This window comes from Prauserella muralis, from assembly GCF_003202285.1.
Taxonomy (GTDB): domain Bacteria; phylum Actinomycetota; class Actinomycetes; order Mycobacteriales; family Pseudonocardiaceae; genus Prauserella_B; species Prauserella_B muralis.
Genome location: NZ_MASW01000006.1, coordinates 319,815 through 335,329, shown reverse-complemented (window position 1 = coordinate 335,329; position 15,515 = coordinate 319,815). Strand labels below are relative to the sequence as shown.

Genomic DNA, 15,515 nt, shown 5'->3' with positions numbered 1-15,515 from the left:
GGTACCTGCCTGACCCACACGTGCGGGTGACATCCGCTCGTGCGGGTCAGGCAGGCCCGCGCCGCCGCCGATGTCGATGAGGCGAGTTTGTCCGCGACGACGGCACGGGAGCGGTGATGTCGAAGATCAGCAAGACGGTGGCGGTGGCGATGCTCGCGGCGGGGGCGGTGGTGCTGCCCGCGTCGGCACAGGCCGCGCAGGCGCCCACCTCGACGGCGTCGGCGTCGCTGGGCGAGGCCGACATCGTCGTCGGCGGCACACCGGCGCAGGCGGCACCGATCGCGCCGTGCGACGTCGTCGCCGGGCCGCCCGCCAACAGCTCCGGCGGCACCCGGGTCGGCTCCACCACGGAGTACGGCAGGGGCGAGACCTCGTGCACGAGGTCGGGGGACGGCACGTCCAGCGCCAAGGTCGCGGGCCAGCGGTTCGAGACGAAGGTCCTGCGCCAGTTCGGCGGCCCCACCATCCGCGTGCGCACCTACAGTGCCGAATGCCGCACCACGGCCAAGGGCAGCAGCGGCTACGTCGAACTGGGTGGCGTGTCGGGCTTCACCGTGCCCGCCGACATCAAGCCCAACCACACGCTGACCATCCCCGGCGCGAAGCCGGGGGACCCGCCGATGGCGCGGATCGTGCTCAACGAGCTCGTCGTGCCGTCGCTGCCGGACGGCAGCCTCACCACGCACACGCTGCGCATCGTGCTCTTCCCCGAGGGCGGGCCCGGCAGCGGTGACATCGTGCTGGGCACCGCTAGCTGCGATCCCTTCGGGGGCTGAGCTGCTTGAGCTCGTCGCGGTCGGGCAGTGCCTCCCACTCGCCCGGCACCGTCAGGGCGAACGCCCGGCAGGCGGCGGCGGTGCGCACGCGGCGCTCCGGCGGCGCCCCGGCGAGGAAGTCGGCGAGAAACCCGGCGATGAACGCGTCGTCGGCGCCGTCGGAGTCCACCGCGCGCACCGGGTAGGTCGGCACGTCGTAGCGCACGCCGCCCAGTTCGGCGATCGCGCCGCGCGGCCCCAGCTTCACCACCACCTGCTCGGGGCCCAGCGCGGCCAGGTTCTCGGCCAGTTCCCCCGCAGGGCCGGTGAATCCGAGCAGCCGCGCCTCGTCGTCACCCGCGAACACGATGTCGGCCCTGGTGATCAGCTCGCGCAGCACGTCGCGGGCGTCCTCCGGCGGCCACAGCGCCTGCTGGTAGGCGACGTCGAACGACACGGGCACGCCCTCGTCGCGGGCCACGTCCACGGCGGCGAACACGGCCTTCGCCGCCGTGTCGGACAGCGCAGGCGTGATCCCGGTCAGGTGCAGCACACCCGCGTCGGCGATGCGGTCCTCCGGCAGGTCCTCCGGGCAGAGCCTGCTGCCCGCGCTGCCGTGCCGGTAGTAGGCCGAGCGCGTCGAGTCGGTGGTGCGGAAGTCCTTGAGCACCAGGCCCGTGGAGGCCTCCTGGTCGGTCATCGCCGCCGAGGTGTCCACGCCCTCGTCGCGCAGCCGCGACAGCACCAGGGCGCCGGGCTCGTCGGCGCCGACCCGGCCAGCCCACGCGGCGGCCACGCCGAGCCGGGCCACGCCGATGGCGACCCCGGCCTCCGGCCCCGCGATGCTCACCTCCACCGACGTCGCGTGCCGCAGCTTGCCCGAGACCGTGCTGAACGCCGCGAGGCCCTCACCGAAGGTCAGCAGACCCGCTTCGCTCACGAAGCGACCCGCGGGGCGCCGCTGACCTCGACCCCGGCACCGGCCAGCTCGGCGAGTGCCGCGTCCACAGTGGACTTCGAGACGCCCGCGGTGAGGTCTGCCAGCACGCGCACCGAGAGCCCGGACCTCGCGGCGTCGAGCGCCGTGGCCCGCACGCAGTGGTCGGTGGCGATGCCGACGACGTCCACGCCGGTCACGTTGCGCGAGCGCAGCCAGCCGGCGAGCGTATCGCCGTCGTCGGTCTGCCCCTCGAAGCCGGAGTAGCCGTCGCTGTACTGGCCTTTGGAGAACACGGCCGTGATCGGCGTGATGTCCAGTTGCGGGTGGAACCCGGCGCCCGCCGTGCCCGCGACGCAGTGCGGGGGCCACGACCGCACGAAGTCGGGGTTGTCGCTGAAATGCGCGCCAGGGTCGATGTGGTAGTCGCGCGTGGCCACGACGTGCGCGTAGCCGTCCCGCCTGGCGTGCCGCGAGATCGCCTCGGCGACCGCGGCGCCGCCCGCGACGGCGAGGGCGCCGCCCTCGCAGAAGTCGTTCTGCACATCCACCACGATCAGCGCGGTAGTCATGGTTCCTCCTGGCTGCAACGGTTCCTAGAAGAACGTCGTGGGAATCGCCGGATCGCCACCGGAGAGCTTGAGACCCTCCCACGGCAGGCTCACCAGCGCCCTGCGCAGTCGTTGCCTTCCGTCTTCGAGGGTGGGCAGTTGCGGCACCTGTTGTCCAGCGCGCATCAGCGGGATGTGCAGCTCCCGGTCGTGCTCGCCGCGCTCCGGCGGCTTCGCCGTCGGGTAGACGACCTCCTCCAGCGCCGTGCCGGTGGGCTTGTGCCGCCGCAGCGCGGACTTGCGGCCGCCTCGCGACGCCTTGTGCTCGCTGCGCTTGGCGACGGGCCTGCCGTCCACTTCCACCAGCTTGTACACCATGCCAGCGGTGGGCGCCCCGGAACCGGTGACCACCGACGTGCCGACCCCGTAGGCGTCCACCGGCTCGGCGCGCAACGCGGCGATGGCGTGCTCGTCGAGGTCACCGGACACGACGATGCGCGTGTCCGTGGCGCCGAGGGCGTCGAGCTGCTCGCGGGCCTTGCGGGCGAGCACGCCGACGTCACCGGAGTCGATGCGGATGGCGCCCAGTTCCGGTCCCGCGACGCGCACGGCCGTGTCGATGCCCGCCGTGATGTCGTAGGTGTCCACCAGCAGGGTGGTGTCCGCGCCCATCTTCTGCACCTGCGCGCGAAACGCCGCCTCCTCGGTGTCGTGCAGCAGCATGAACGCGTGCGCCACCGTGCCGCGCGTCGGGATGTCGTAGCGCCGGCCCGCCTCCAGGTTCGACGTGGTGGCGAACCCGGCGAGGTAGGCGGCGCGCGCGGCGGAGACGGCGGCCATCTCGTGGGTGCGCCTGCCGCCCATCTCGATGATCGGCCTTCCGTGGGCGGCGCTGGACATCCTGGCCGCGGCGGAGGCGACGGCGCTGTCGTGGTTCAGGATGGACAGCACGACGGTCTCCAGCACCACCGCCTCGGCGAACGTGCCGCGCACGGTGAGGATCGGCGAGCCGGGGAAGTACAGCTCGCCCTCCGGGTAGCCGTCGACGTCGCCGGAGAACCGGTAGGCGGCCAGCCAGTCGAGCGTGTCGTCGTCGACGACGGCGGTGGCCTTGAGCTGGCTCAGTTCGGCGTCGGTGAACCGGAAGTCGGAGATCGCGTCGAGGACCCGGCCGGTGCCTGCGACCACGCCGTAGCGGCGTCCCGCGGGAAGCCTGCGTGCGAACACCTCGAACACGCACTCCCGCCTGCCCGTGCCGTCGGCAAGGGCGCTGCCCAGCATCGTCAGCTCGTAGTGGTCGGTGAGCAGCGCGGTGCTGCCCGCCGGGTTCGCGGCCTCGTCCGTGGGTGCCATGGCTGGAGCCTATTGCGGCGCGTGATGCGGCGATCCGGCCGGTGGCGGGAGCAGGCCGTCACGGTCACCCACATGGCGAGACCTGGTGCCGCACCACCCGTGGCGAACGTGACACCATGGAGTCATGAGCACGCCCGTCGAGGCCGAACAGACCCTCGGTGCCGATCAGGGCGCCGGGGACAAGCCGTGGCAGACCATTGTCTGGAACGACCCGGTGAACCTCATGTCCTACGTGACGTACGTGTTCCAGAAGCTCTTCGGGTACAGCAGAGACCATGCGACCAAACTGATGCTCGACGTCCACCACAAGGGCAAGGCCGCCGTCACCTCCGGCACCAAGGAGAAGGTGGAGGGCGACGTCGCGAAGCTCCACGCGGCCGGCCTGTGGGCCACGATGGAACAGTCGTGAAGAGCTGGCGCCGCAAGGGCGGCAGGGTGCTCGGCGGGTTCGAGCAGCAGGAGGCCGCTGTCCTGCGAGGACTCGTGAGCCAGGTGGAGGACATGCTGCGGGCCCGTTCGGAGGAGAGCCCGCAGGACGAGCTGGAGGAGCTGACCGGGATCCGCACGGGCCCGAGCGAGGGGCCCGACGATCCCGTGCTGTCGCGGCTGCTGCCCGACTTCCATCGCCTTGATCCCGACCATCCCACCACCGAGGACCTGGACTCGGCCGCGGCGCTGCGTTCGCTGCACGAGCCCGAGGTCCTGGAGGCCAAGGTCGGCGTCGCGGCGGTGGTGCTGCAGACGTTGCCGCCCGAGGGCGGCGACATCAAGCTCAGCTACGAGCAGGCCGACGCCTGGCTCGCGGCGCTCAACGACGTGCGGCTCGCGCTCGGCACCGCGCTCGACGTGCAGGAGGACATGCCCGACGAGCTGCCGGAAGAGGACCCGAGGGCCCCGCATCTCGGCGTCTACCACTGGCTGACCTGGGTGCAGGAGAGCCTCGTGCAGGCGCTCACCGAATGAGCGGACTCACCGACGTGCCGGGCGTGCTCGTCGGGCACCATCAGCGGCTCTCCGGCGGCTGGGCGACCGGCACGACCGTCGTGCTCGTGCCGGACGAGGCCGTGGCCGCCGTCGACCAGCGAGGCGGCGCGCCCGGCACGCGCGAGACGAACCTGCTGGAGCCGGAGAATCTCGTCCAGCGGGTCAACGCCATCTGCCTCTCCGGCGGCAGCGCCTACGGGCTGGCCGCCGCCGACGGCGTCATGCGCTGGCTCGGCGAGCGCGGCCTCGGCTTCCCCGTGGGGCGCGAGCCGCACCAGGTCGTGCCGATCGTGCCCGGCGCCGTGGTGTTCGACCTGCCGCGCGGCGACTGGGGCAACCGGCCGGACGCCTCCTTCGGGTACGCGGCCTGCGAGGCGGCCTCGCCGGGCACGGTGGCCGAGGGCACGGTCGGCGCGGGTGCCGGTGCGCAGGTCGGCTCGCTCAAGGGCGGTGTCGGCACGGCGAGCGAGGAGGTCGAGGGCTTCGTCCTCGGCGCGCTCGCGGTGGTCAACGCCTCCGGTGAGGCGGTGCGGCTGGAGACGGGCGAGCCCTTCGCCGCCGACCACGAGGTCGACGGTGAGTTCGGAGTCGCGCGCTGGCCGGGCAGGCGCGCGGATCTCCCGGTGGCGGGAACGGGCCTGAACACCACGATCGGGGTGGTGGCGGTGAACGCCGCGCTGTCGAAGGCGGAGTGCAGGCGGCTCGCCGTCGCCGGCCAGGACGGGGTGGCGCGGGCCGTGCGTCCCGCGCACACGATGTTCGACGGCGACACCGTCTTCGCGCTGGCCACCGGCGACCGCGAACTTCCGCTGTCGGAGGGCCGGATCGGCGAGGCGAGCCGGATGGCGACGCTGGACGCACTGTGCTCGGCGGCGGCGCGGGTGTTCACGAGGGCGATGGTGCGAGGGCTGCTGGCGGCGACCTCGGTGCCCGGCCTGCGCGCCTACCGGGACGTGTGGCCCGAGGCGTTCACCACGTCGTCGTACGACGGTTGATCCCTGGTGCGCGGGTGCTGTACCCGCGGCCGGGCACCCGAACCCGGCCGGGTGAGGGCAGTGGGGTGTCTCACGGTGTGAACACCGCTTGTCCAGCCCGTAAGATGTTCACCGTGCTTCGGATCCGCCGTGACCTCGTCGACGCGATCGTCGCCCATGCCCGCCGGGACCACCCGGACGAGGCGTGCGGCGTCATCGCCGGTCCCGATGACGGGAGTGACCGCCCCGAGCGGTTCGTCCCGATGGTCAACGCGGCCCGCTCGCCGACGTTCTACGAGTTCGACTCCGGCGACCTGCTCAAGCTGTACCGCGAGATGGACGCCAACGACGAGACACCCGTCGTGATCTACCACTCGCACACCGCGACCGAGGCCTACCCCTCGCGGACCGACATCAAGCTCGCCCAGGAACCCTTCGCGCACTACGTCCTGGTCTCCACCAGGGACCCCGAGCAGCACGAGTTTCGTTCGTACCGCATCGTGGACGGCGTGGTGACCGAGGAGCCGGTCGAGGTCGTCGAGTCGTACATGTTCGCCAACACCGGAAGCGACGACGTCCCCGACGCCTGAGTCACACCCGGCTCACGCGGGGAATAGTGCCGCGGGCCCAGACGTCTGTCCTGTCAGAACCACTTGCGGAGGTAAACCCATGGCCGTGACCGTCTCCATCCCGACGATCCTGCGTACGCACACCGGCGGCGAGAAGTCCGTCGAGGCGTCCGGCAAGACGGTGGCGGAGGTGATCGACGACATCGAGTCCCGCCACAGCGGCCTCAAGGCTCGCCTGGTCAAGGACGAGAAGCTGCACCGTTTCGTCAACGTCTACGTCAACGACGAGGACGTGCGGTTCGCGGGCGGGCTCGACGCCGAGGTCTCCGACGGCGACACGGTCACCATCCTGCCTGCCGTCGCGGGTGGCGCACGCTAGCCATGGCTCGCTACGAGTCCCTGCTCGACGCGCTCGGCGGCACGCCGCTGGTCGGGCTGCCCCGGCTGTCGCCGTCGGAGGACGTGCGGCTCTGGGCCAAGCTCGAGGACCGCAACCCGACGGGCTCGATCAAGGACCGGCCCGCGCTGGCCATGATCGAGGCCGCCGAGCGTGACGGCAGGCTGCGCCGGGGCTCCACCATCCTGGAGCCGACCTCCGGCAACACCGGCATCTCGCTCGCGATGGCCGCCAAGCTCAAGGGCTACGGCCTGGTGTGCGTGATGCCGGAGAACACCTCGGCCGAGCGCAAGCAACTGTTGCAGGCCTACGGCGCGCGCATCGTCTACTCGCCCGCCGCGGGCGGCTCGAACGAGGCGGTGCGCCGGGCCAAGGAGCTGGCCAAGACCAACCCGGACTGGGTGATGCTCTACCAGTACGGCAACCCGGCCAACGCCGACTCCCACTACTACGGCACCGGGCCGGAACTGTTGAAGGACCTGCCGACGCTCACCCACTTCGTCGGCGGGCTCGGCACCACCGGCACGCTCGTCGGCGTCGGCCGCTACCTGCACGAGCACAAGCCGGACGTGCAGATCATCGCGGCCGAGCCACGCTACGGCGAGCTGGTGTACGGCCTGCGCAACCTGGACGAGGGCTTCGTGCCCGAGCTGTACGACCCCGACGTGCTCAGCGGCCGTTACTCGGTGGGCGCCTACGACGCGCTGCGCCGCACCCGCGAACTGCTGGAGCACGAGGGCATCTTCGCGGGCATCTCCACCGGCGCGGTGCTGCACGCGGCGCTCGGGGTCGCCGAGAAGGCGATGGCCAGGGGCTCGTCCGCCGACATCGCGTTCGTCGTCGCGGACGCGGGCTGGAAGTACCTGTCCACCGGTGCCTACAGCGGCTCCCTCGACGAGGCCGCCGAACGGCTCGACGGCCAGCTCTGGGCCTGACACCTGCCCCGCGCCGTGAGCAGGGGCGGAATTTCAGGGTTCTCACCGAGGTGAGCCTGCCGGTCGCGGACGTAGCCTGAGAACGTGAGCACGCAGCCCCAGCCCGTGCCGGCGGGCGGCCGGCAGGCCACTCCGGCCAAACGCATCCTGCCACCGCGGCCGATCGCGGCGGGTGTCGTCGCACTGGCCTTCACGGTGCTGCTCTACCTGGTGGAGCTACTCGACGTCATCCTGCCCGCGCAGCTGGATCTCGGCGGCATCCACGCGCGCACGCTGTCCGGGCTGGACGGCATCGCGTGGGCGCCGGTTCTGCACGACGGCTGGTCGCACCTGTTCGCCAACACCGTGCCGGTGCTGGTGTTCGCCTTCCTCGCCATGGCGGGCGGCATCGGGCAGTGGGTGGCGGTGACGGCCACCATCTGGCTCGTCGGCGGGCTCGGCGTGTGGCTCACCGCCCCGCCGCAGGTCGTCACGGTCGGCGCGTCGGGACTCGCCTTCGGCTGGCTGGCCTTCCTGCTGGTGCGGGGCATCTTCAGCCGAAGTTTCGGGCAGCTCGTCGTGGCCGCCGTGCTGCTGTTCGTCTGGGGCGGGATGCTGTGGGGCGTGCTGCCGGGCAACCCGGGCATCTCGTGGCAGGGACACCTGTTCGGTGCGCTCGGTGGCGTGCTCGCGGCCTGGATCGTCGCCAGGTCGGACCGCGCGCGGGCGCGCAAGGCGAGCGGTCCCCCGCCCGGTAATCTCGGGGCGTGACTCGCAGCGTTCCGGCCGACGCCCCGATCGGGATCTTCGACTCCGGCGTCGGCGGGCTGACGGTCGCCCGCGCCATCGTCGACCAGCTTCCCGGCGAGGAACTGCACTACGTCGGCGACACCCGCAACGCCCCCTACGGCCCGCTGCCCATCGCCCGCGTGCGCGAACTGGCGCTCGACGCGCTGGACCGGCTGGTGGCCGACGGGGTCAAGGCGCTCGTCATCGCCTGCAACACCGCGTCGTCGGCATGCCTGCGCGACGCACGCGAGCGCTACGACATCCCGGTGGTGGAGGTGGTGCTGCCCGCGGTGCGCAGGGCCGCCGCCGCGACGCACACGGGACGCATCGGCCTGATCGGCACGGAGGGCACGGTCCGCTCCCGCGCCTACGACGACGCGTTCGCTGCCGCCGCCGACATCCGGCTCACCTCGGTGGCCTGCCCCCGGTTCGTCGACTTCGTCGAGCGTGGCGTCACCTCGGGGCGGCAGGTGCTCGGCCTCGCCCAGGGCTACCTGGAGCCGCTGGCCCGCAGCGACGTGGACACGCTGATCCTCGGCTGCACGCACTACCCGCTGCTCACCGGCGTGCTCCAGATCGTGATGGGGCCGGAGGTGACCCTGGTGTCCAGCGCGGAGGAGTGCGCGAAGGAGGTCGTGCGCGTGCTCACCGAGCGCGACCTGCTCGCCGGGCGGCGGGAGCAGCCCGCGCACCGGTTCGTCAGCACCGGCTCCCCGGAGCGCTTCGCGCGGCTCGCGCAGCGGTTCCTGGGTTTCGCACCCGGAGTGCCGGCGCACACGTAGCCCGGGCGAATCCGGGGCGCTCATGGCAGGGTGGCGACCGTGCGACTGACGATCCTCGGTTGTTCCGGCAGCATTCCCGGACCGGGCGCGGCGGCGTCCGGTTACCTTGTCGAAGCCGACGGCTTCCTGCTCGGCATCGACCTCGGCAACGGTACGTTCGCGCAGCTGCAGGCCCTGTGCGACCCGTTCCGGCTCGGCGCGCTCGTGCTGTCCCACCTGCATCCCGACCACTGTGCCGACTTCAGCGCGCTCACCGTGCTGCGCCGCTACCACCCGGACCCGCCTTACGACCCGCGACAGCGGCGGCTCGGCGTGTACGCGCCCGAGGAGGCGGCCGCGCGGCTCGCCAACGCCTACGCACCGCACGAGGCCGAGCGGCTGGCCACCGACCTCACCGACGTCTACGACTTCCACCCGCTGTCGGCAAGGCCGGTGCGCGTCGGCCCGTTCGACATCGGCGCCGTGCCCGTCGACCACCCGACCGAGGCCTTCGGCGTGCGCGTGAGCAACAGTGGCCGCACACTCGCCTACACCGGCGACACGGGGCCGTGCGCGGCGCTGGACGAGCTGGCCGGGGGAGCGGACGTGCTGCTGGCGGAGGCGTCGTGGACCGACGCGCCGGACCGCCCCGGAGGCGTGCACCTATCCGGCAGGCAGGCCGGAGAGCTGGCCGCCCGCGCGGGCGTCGGCAGGCTGCTGCTCACCCACGTCGCGCCGTGGTCCGACCCGGCGAAGATCCTCGCCGAGGCCAGGGCCGCCTTCTCCGGCCCCGTGGACCTCGTCGAGCAGGGGGCCGGCTACGACGTGTGAGGCGCCGCGTCCCAGGCGCAGCACCAGCCACGCCAGCAGACCGATCGGGATGATGAGCCAGCACGAGAGCAGCCGGTAGGCCAGCACCGCCGCGGCCGCGGGAGACTCGGCGGCCCCCGCCGACACGAACCCGGTGAGCAGGGCGACCTCGATGACGCCGATCCCGCCGGGCGTGAGCGGAATCTGGCGGGCGAGTTGCACACCGACATAGATCGTGGCGAGCTCGACAGCGCCGAGACCGATGTCGAAGGCCGCGGCGGCGGCGAGCAGGCACAGCATGTCGGTGAGCCAGTTGCCCGTCGCGGCGGCCAGCGCGGGCAGCCAGTGCCGGGCCGGCACCGCGCGCGACGTGGCGACGGCCTCGGTGAGGGGCCGCAGCGCGAAGCCCAGCCACGGCATCCGGGCCGGTCCGCGGGGGCCACGCCGGGCGTTCGAGACGCGCGCCGGGTGGTGGGCCGCGGCCAGTGCGTAGGCGACCCAGCCGACGGCGGCCGCGACGGCGAGCACCCCGAGGCCCGTCAGCGCGGGGTGGGTGTCCCAGGACCGGGCCAGGCTCAGCGCCCCACCGGTGAGCAGGCCGCTGAGATAGAGCAGGACCAGCCCGGCGGCGGAGAGCAGCCCGGAGAGCACCATGACGGCGGTGGCGGCGGCGCGGTCGGCGCCACCGGCCCGGAACTCGCGGAAGGCGTAGGCCGCCGAGACGGCCGAGCCCGCGGGCAGGCTGATGGAGAGGGCGGAGCGGCTGTAGGACAGGGCGAGCACGCGGCGCCGGGTCATGGTGACGCCGAACGCGACCAGCAGCCTGCGCTGCTGGCGGGCGAAGAGCGCCAGGGAGACGAACTCGGCCGCCGCGGCGGCGAGCAGCCAGCCGGTGTCGGCGTTGCGGAGCGCGTCGAGCACCTGGCCTGCGGCGGGAACGCGGTCCCGCAGCGTCCACGCCATGACCGCCAGCACGGCCAGCGCACCCAGCAGCTGGGCCAGCCGGCGGCGCGGCCGGGTGCTGGCGGTCATGACGCCACCCCCTTTTTCAACCTGAGATGAATTATGCTCCGCCCGGCCAGAATGTCAACAGACGTTGAAATAGGTCACCTCGGGAGCCCGCGTGGCCGTTCACTAGGCTCTGGCCCGTGGTGCGAAAAGACGGCAGGAACGACGACCAGCTCCGCGAGGTGCGCATCACCCGCGGTTTCCAGCAGTGGCCAGCGGGTTCCGTGCTCATCGAGTTCGGCGACACGAGGGTGCTCTGCGCCGCCAGCGTCACCGAGGGGGTGCCCCGCTGGCGGGCCGGATCCGGGCTCGGCTGGGTGACCGCCGAGTACGCGATGCTGCCCTCGGCCACGCACACGCGCGGCGACCGCGAGTCGATCAAGGGCCGCGTCGGAGGGCGCACGCACGAGATCAGCAGGCTCATCGGCCGCTCGCTGCGCTCCTGCATCGACCTGGCCGCGCTCGGCGAGAACACGATCATGATCGACTGTGACGTCATCCAGGCCGACGGCGGCACGCGCACGGCCGCGATCACCGGCGCCTACGTGGCACTCGCCGATGCCATCACCTGGCTCGGCGCGGCGGGCAAGCTGGCCGACCCGAAACCGCTGTCGGCGGCGGTGTCGGCGGTCAGCGTCGGCGTGGTGGACGGCCGCGTGCGCCTCGACCTGCCCTACGCGGAGGACTCCCGCGCCGAGGTCGACATGAACGTGGTCGCCACCGACGTTGGCACCCTCATCGAGGTGCAGGGCACGGGCGAGGGCGCCACCTTCACCCGGTCCACCCTGGACAAGATGCTCGACCTGGCGCTCGCGGGCTGCGCCGAGCTGGCCCGCAAGCAGGCCGAGGCCCTCGCCCAGCCCTATCCCGGTGAGCTGCCCGAGCCCGCACCCGACAAGAAGTCGAAGGGCGCCAGGTGACCACGCGCGTCCTGCTCGCCACCCGCAACGCCAAGAAGCTCGAGGAGCTGCGGCGGATCGTGCTCAAGCGCGGGCTCGGCTCGATCGAGGTGCTCGGGCTGTCCGATGTGGAGGAGTTCCCGGAGGCTCCGGAGACCGGGGCGACGTTCGAGGAGAACGCGCTCGCCAAGGCACATGACGCGGCCAGGGCCACCGGGCTGCCCGCCGTCGCCGACGACTCGGGGCTGGCGGTGGCCGCCCTGAACGGCATGCCGGGCGTGCTGTCGGCGCGCTGGGCCGGTGCCCACGGCGACGACACGGCCAACCTGCATCTCCTGCTCGGGCAATTGAAGGACGTGCCCGACGAGCGGCGCGGCGCGGCCTTCGTGTGCGCGGCGGCACTCGTGGTGCCCGGTGTCCGCGAGATCGTGGTGCGCGGCGAATGGCGGGGCACGCTCGTCCGCGAGCCGAGAGGGACCAACGGCTTCGGTTATGATCCGATCTTCGTGCCCGAGGGAGAGACCCGGACCTCGGCCGAGCTGGCGCCATCCGAAAAGGACTCCGTGTCGCACAGGGGCCGCGCCCTGCGTGCGCTGCTGCCGCACCTGCGTGAGCTGGCGGAGGCTCAGTCCACGTAGCGGACCGTGACGCCGGGACCGAGCCGGTCGAGGCCGGGGTAGCGGTCGCCGCGGGAGATGCGCAGGTCCAGGTGCAGGTCAGCGAGCGGGCTGAGGTCCGGATCGCCCGCGACGCGGGACAGGAACAGCTTGCGCAGCCTCGGCAGCCGGGCGAGCGGGCGCAGGTCGGTGATCCGGCTGTGGCGCAGCAGCAGATCCTCGACCGGCCACTCCGCGAGCAGCGAGAGGTCGGGGTCGGAGAAGAAGCCCAGGTTCGCGTCCGCCACGTTCGGGAACGTGCTCAGCGCCGCCGTCAGGCCCTGCTCGTCCGCAGGGTGCTGGAGGGAGACGCGGGTGACGTCCGGCAGCGAGGTGGTGTTCGCGAGCGCCCGCCCGCTGTAGTCGTAGAGCGCGATCCGGCCCAGGTCGGGCAGGTCGGCGAGCGCGTTCAGCTCGGGTAGCTGCGCGGTCCTTTCGAGGGTCACGAACCGCAGTGTTCGCAGGGCCCGGAGAAAGCCGACATCGCGCCACGGCGACAGCGGCCGCAGGCGCAGGGTCTGCAGCCCGCCCAGCTCCCGCAGTGCGTCGAGGCCGGTGAACCGTTCGGCCCCGTTGAGCCCGACGTGCGACAGCGTGGCGTGGCGTGCCAGCGGCGCGACGTCGACCTGCGTCGCGGCGCACGACGCGTCGAGGAAGACCAGGTGCGGCGTGCCGTCGAGAGTCCGGAGATCCTCGATCTGCTCGTCGTAGAGGAGCAGCGCCGACCGTTGGAGGTGCCTCAGCCGCGAGGTGTGGCGCGCGCAACGCCGGGACCGGACGTAGACCGTTCCACTGATCAGCGGTGCATCGGCGAGCACCGCGTCGGCGTAGCGTTCCGGGTCGAAGTACTGCCACCCCTCGATCACCTCGGCCTGCACCTCCGTGCGCCGGTCGCGGGCATAGCGGGCCAGCAACGGCAGCGCCTCGGCCGCACCGGTGAGCGCGGCGGTGCGCGCGCACGCGGCGGCTCGCGCCTGCGACAGGTCGCGCACGTCCTCGGGCAGGTAGCGCAGGATGCGGTGGCCCACCCCGGCGAGTGAGGCCGTCTCGCGCAGGCTTCTCGGCGGCACGAGATGCCGGGCGATCACCGCGTCGATCCGGGCATGGACCTCCGGGTCGAGGTCGCGCACGGTCTCCAGGCACGCCGCCGCCACGAGCCGGAGCCTGCGTGCGTGCCTGCGTTCCTCGTCGGCCCGGTCGAGCAGGCCCGTCAGCAGCTCACCGGCCTGCCGTGCCGTCGCGTGCCCGCACGCCATGACGACCGTGTCCCACCACGTGTCGAGGTGAGCGTGGGCCACCAGCGTGCCGACGTGGTGCTGCTGAACGGCTTCGTCGGCGGCCAGGTACTCCTGGAAGGTGCGGTGCACGAAGTCGACCCTGCCCGGCACCGGCTCCCTCAGCACGCCGCTGCGTTCCAGCAGGTGGTCGAGCACGGTGTCCGGCTCGGCGTCCACGGTGGGCATCGCGGGCAGCTTGCGCTCCACGTGGCCGAGGGCGTCGTCCCTGGTGAGCTCGATCCGGTTGGCGAGCGTGAGCCGCCAGGCGAGGTCGCGCAGCAGGACCCGTTTCTCGGGGTCGGCGAGTGGTCCTGTGATGCCCCGTTCGGCGTCGCGCAGGTGCAGCAACATGGTGAGCGCCCTGGCGTAGAGGTCCATCCGGTTGCGCGGCAGTTCGGAATGGTGGGCGAGGTTCAGCGCGCTGAGCAGCGCGCACAACAGCGGGCTCGCCGCGAGTTCGCGCAGGTGCGGCCGTTCCAGCTGGCCGCGCAGCCGCCGCTCGGCGGCGTCCGTGCCGGTGGCACCGCCCGCGGCCGCCGCCTCGTGCCAGCGCGCCACGAACGCCAGCACCCCGCTCGGACTCAGGGGTTCCAGCGTGGCGGTGGTGAACCGCTCCTCGGCGAGCCAGCCGTGATCGGCCGCCGCGGTGCGGGCGGTGACCACCACCCGCGTCTCCGGGAACGCGGTGACCAGCTCCCGCAGCCAGGCCTTGACGTCTCTGCGGCGTGCGGCGGGCACCTCGTCGACACCGTCCACGAGCACCAGCGCCCGGCCGCTCGTGAGGACCCGGTGCGCCCAGCCGCGCGGCATCGCTCCGGCGAGTGGCTTCGCCGCGTGTGCCACGAAGTCCTCGGGGCCGGGCAGTGGTCCCTCGGCGAGGCCGCGCAGCCGGATGGGGAAGGGAACACTTCCGTTCCATCCGGCCAGCGCCCCGGAGAAACCGCGGCGAGCGGCGGTGACGGCCAGCCAGTTCAGCAGGGTCGTCTTGCCCGAGCCGGCATCGCCGCGCAGCAGGATCCGGTCGGCGCCGCCCAGCGCGCTCTCCACGGGCACGCCCTCGGCCCGGCCCTGCTCGGCCAGCTGCTCGAACCATTCGTCCTGGCGGGGCCGGGAGCCGGTCCCCGCCCCGGTGGAGACGCTCAGGCTCAGGTAGGTGACCGTCAGCGCGAGCCGCGGTTGCTCGTCGGCCGGCAGGCCCACCAGCTTCAGCCGGTCCAGTGTCGCCGCCAGCAGCCGCAGGTACTCGGCGCGGAACTCGGCGTCGTGATCGGTGCCTTCGGGGGCGTAGAGACTCGTCGTGGGCACGCGGGACAGCAGCTCGTCCAGCTGCTCGGTCTGACGGCTGAGCCTGCCGAGCGCCTCGGCCAGCGCCCGCGGCGCGAAGGACGGCAGGTGTCGCACCACCTGCACGAGGTGGCGGCAAGCCAGGTCGAGTGCCAGCTCGAACAGGGGCCAGGACGCTTCGGCCAGGGCAGCGGAGGCGGGGCGCAGGGGGAACTGCTCGCGCAGCCGCCGGGCGAGCACCTCCGGGTCGGCGTCGGCGGCGAGCAGGGCCTCGTCCGACAGGTCGGCATCGGCGAGCGTGTCGACGACGGCCAGCACCGCGGCGGTCGCCTCGTTGTCCGGCAACGCCGCGAACCGCTCGGCGATCACGGGCTCCAGTTGCTCGGTGACCTGGTGGCCGATGCGCTCCACCAGGTTGTCGAGTTTCCGCCGCTGCAGCGGGCTGCCCAGCTCCGCCTCGGCGAGCTCGCCGAGGGTCGCCGAGCGGTTGAACCGGTCGCGTCGCCGCTGCAACCACGACCGCGCCGCGTGCGAGGCCACCGCCCCGCCCAGCCTCAGCGCGGCGGCCTCCACCCCAGTGATCGATGCCTCCCGGTG

Annotated in this window: 16 protein-coding genes and 1 pseudogene; 12 read left to right on the top strand and 5 right to left on the bottom strand. The window is 72.7% G+C overall.

Features of this window, described 5'->3' with window-relative positions; genetic code table 11:
* The first annotated feature begins 116 nt into the window (after positions 1–116).
* On the top strand, positions 117–776 hold the full coding sequence (locus tag BAY60_RS26990; protein ID WP_245992828.1) for a choice-of-anchor P family protein: 660 nt from the start codon (positions 117–119) through the stop codon (positions 774–776).
* Here the strand turns inward: BAY60_RS26990 and BAY60_RS26985 are convergent.
* From BAY60_RS26985 to BAY60_RS26975, 3 genes are read right to left on the bottom strand one after another with little or no spacing between them, the layout of a single operon-like run.
* Complete coding sequence (locus tag BAY60_RS26985; RefSeq protein ID WP_112284115.1) at positions 751–1,695, bottom strand: sugar kinase; 945 nt, start codon at positions 1,693–1,695, stop codon at positions 751–753. The genes BAY60_RS26990 and BAY60_RS26985 overlap by 26 nt on opposite strands.
* A complete protein-coding gene (locus tag BAY60_RS26980; protein WP_112284114.1) occupies positions 1,692–2,264 on the bottom strand; it encodes an isochorismatase family protein in 573 nt (190 codons plus the stop codon). The genes BAY60_RS26985 and BAY60_RS26980 overlap by 4 nt, the downstream gene beginning before the upstream one ends.
* Positions 2,265–2,288: 24 nt before the next feature.
* On the bottom strand, positions 2,289–3,596 hold the full coding sequence (locus BAY60_RS26975) for a nicotinate phosphoribosyltransferase (protein WP_112284112.1): 1,308 nt from the start codon (positions 3,594–3,596) through the stop codon (positions 2,289–2,291).
* A gap of 124 nt (positions 3,597–3,720) precedes the next feature.
* On the opposite strand from BAY60_RS26975, the gene clpS reads away from it, so the two are divergent.
* From clpS to BAY60_RS26930, 9 genes are all read left to right on the top strand, one after another.
* On the top strand, positions 3,721–4,005 hold the full coding sequence (clpS, locus tag BAY60_RS26970; RefSeq protein WP_112284110.1) for an ATP-dependent Clp protease adapter ClpS: 285 nt from the start codon (positions 3,721–3,723) through the stop codon (positions 4,003–4,005).
* Positions 4,002–4,559 (top strand): DUF2017 domain-containing protein, encoded by a 558-nt coding sequence (locus BAY60_RS26965; RefSeq protein WP_112284108.1) that lies wholly within the window; start codon positions 4,002–4,004, stop codon positions 4,557–4,559. Before clpS ends, BAY60_RS26965 begins: the two co-directional genes overlap by 4 nt.
* On the top strand, positions 4,556–5,575 hold the full coding sequence (locus tag BAY60_RS26960) for a P1 family peptidase (RefSeq protein WP_112284106.1): 1,020 nt from the start codon (positions 4,556–4,558) through the stop codon (positions 5,573–5,575). Before BAY60_RS26965 ends, BAY60_RS26960 begins: the two co-directional genes overlap by 4 nt.
* A 104-nt stretch (positions 5,576–5,679) precedes the next feature.
* Positions 5,680–6,144, top strand: coding sequence for a M67 family metallopeptidase (locus BAY60_RS26955; protein ID WP_112284104.1), 465 nt, complete (start codon positions 5,680–5,682; stop codon positions 6,142–6,144).
* A gap of 79 nt (positions 6,145–6,223) precedes the next feature.
* The gene (locus BAY60_RS26950) at positions 6,224–6,502 is read left to right on the top strand and encodes a MoaD/ThiS family protein (protein WP_112284102.1); all 279 of its coding nucleotides are present in this window, start codon (positions 6,224–6,226) and stop codon (positions 6,500–6,502) included.
* 2 nt (positions 6,503–6,504) lie between these two features.
* The gene (locus tag BAY60_RS26945; RefSeq protein ID WP_112284100.1) at positions 6,505–7,455 is read left to right on the top strand and encodes a PLP-dependent cysteine synthase family protein; all 951 of its coding nucleotides are present in this window, start codon (positions 6,505–6,507) and stop codon (positions 7,453–7,455) included.
* Positions 7,456–7,539: 84 nt separating this feature from the next.
* Positions 7,540–8,205: a rhomboid family intramembrane serine protease gene (locus BAY60_RS26940; RefSeq protein ID WP_425466486.1), complete on the top strand. Its 666-nt coding sequence runs from the start codon at positions 7,540–7,542 to the stop codon at positions 8,203–8,205.
* Positions 8,202–9,005, top strand: a complete 804-nt coding sequence (murI, locus tag BAY60_RS26935; RefSeq protein WP_112284098.1) for a glutamate racemase — start codon at positions 8,202–8,204, stop codon at positions 9,003–9,005. The genes BAY60_RS26940 and murI overlap by 4 nt, the downstream gene beginning before the upstream one ends.
* Positions 9,006–9,044: 39 nt before the next feature.
* Positions 9,045–9,815, top strand: a complete 771-nt coding sequence (locus BAY60_RS26930) for an MBL fold metallo-hydrolase (RefSeq protein ID WP_112284636.1) — start codon at positions 9,045–9,047, stop codon at positions 9,813–9,815.
* Positions 9,816–9,848: 33 nt separating this feature from the next.
* Here the strand turns inward: BAY60_RS26930 and BAY60_RS38100 are convergent.
* Positions 9,849–10,826: pseudogene (locus BAY60_RS38100) on the bottom strand (lysylphosphatidylglycerol synthase transmembrane domain-containing protein); the annotation flags it as partial.
* A 116-nt stretch (positions 10,827–10,942) separates the two neighbouring features.
* Between BAY60_RS38100 and rph the strand changes: the two are divergent.
* Both rph and rdgB read left to right on the top strand, forming a co-directional pair.
* Positions 10,943–11,722 (top strand): ribonuclease PH, encoded by a 780-nt coding sequence (rph, locus tag BAY60_RS26920; RefSeq protein WP_112284095.1) that lies wholly within the window; start codon positions 10,943–10,945, stop codon positions 11,720–11,722.
* Entirely contained in the window at positions 11,719–12,339 is a 621-nt protein-coding gene (rdgB, locus tag BAY60_RS26915) for an RdgB/HAM1 family non-canonical purine NTP pyrophosphatase (RefSeq protein WP_112284093.1), read from the top strand. Before rph ends, rdgB begins: the two co-directional genes overlap by 4 nt.
* Here the strand turns inward: rdgB and BAY60_RS26910 are convergent.
* Complete coding sequence (locus BAY60_RS26910; RefSeq protein WP_245992827.1) at positions 12,327–15,491, bottom strand: NACHT domain-containing protein; 3,165 nt, start codon at positions 15,489–15,491, stop codon at positions 12,327–12,329. The genes rdgB and BAY60_RS26910 overlap by 13 nt on opposite strands.
* Positions 15,492–15,515 lie beyond the last annotated feature (24 nt).

Coding starts and splice junctions, on each gene's coding strand:
- BAY60_RS26990 (WP_245992828.1), top strand. CDS start 117: ATGTCGAAGATCAGCAAGACGGTGGCGGTGGCGATGCTCGCGGCGGGG.
- BAY60_RS26980 (WP_112284114.1), bottom strand. CDS start 2,264: ATGACTACCGCGCTGATCGTGGTGGATGTGCAGAACGACTTCTGCGAG.
- BAY60_RS26975 (WP_112284112.1), bottom strand. CDS start 3,596: ATGGCACCCACGGACGAGGCCGCGAACCCGGCGGGCAGCACCGCGCTG.
- clpS (WP_112284110.1), top strand. CDS start 3,721: ATGAGCACGCCCGTCGAGGCCGAACAGACCCTCGGTGCCGATCAGGGC.
- BAY60_RS26960 (WP_112284106.1), top strand. CDS start 4,556: ATGAGCGGACTCACCGACGTGCCGGGCGTGCTCGTCGGGCACCATCAG.
- BAY60_RS26955 (WP_112284104.1), top strand. CDS start 5,680: ATGTTCACCGTGCTTCGGATCCGCCGTGACCTCGTCGACGCGATCGTC.
- BAY60_RS26950 (WP_112284102.1), top strand. CDS start 6,224: ATGGCCGTGACCGTCTCCATCCCGACGATCCTGCGTACGCACACCGGC.
- BAY60_RS26945 (WP_112284100.1), top strand. CDS start 6,505: ATGGCTCGCTACGAGTCCCTGCTCGACGCGCTCGGCGGCACGCCGCTG.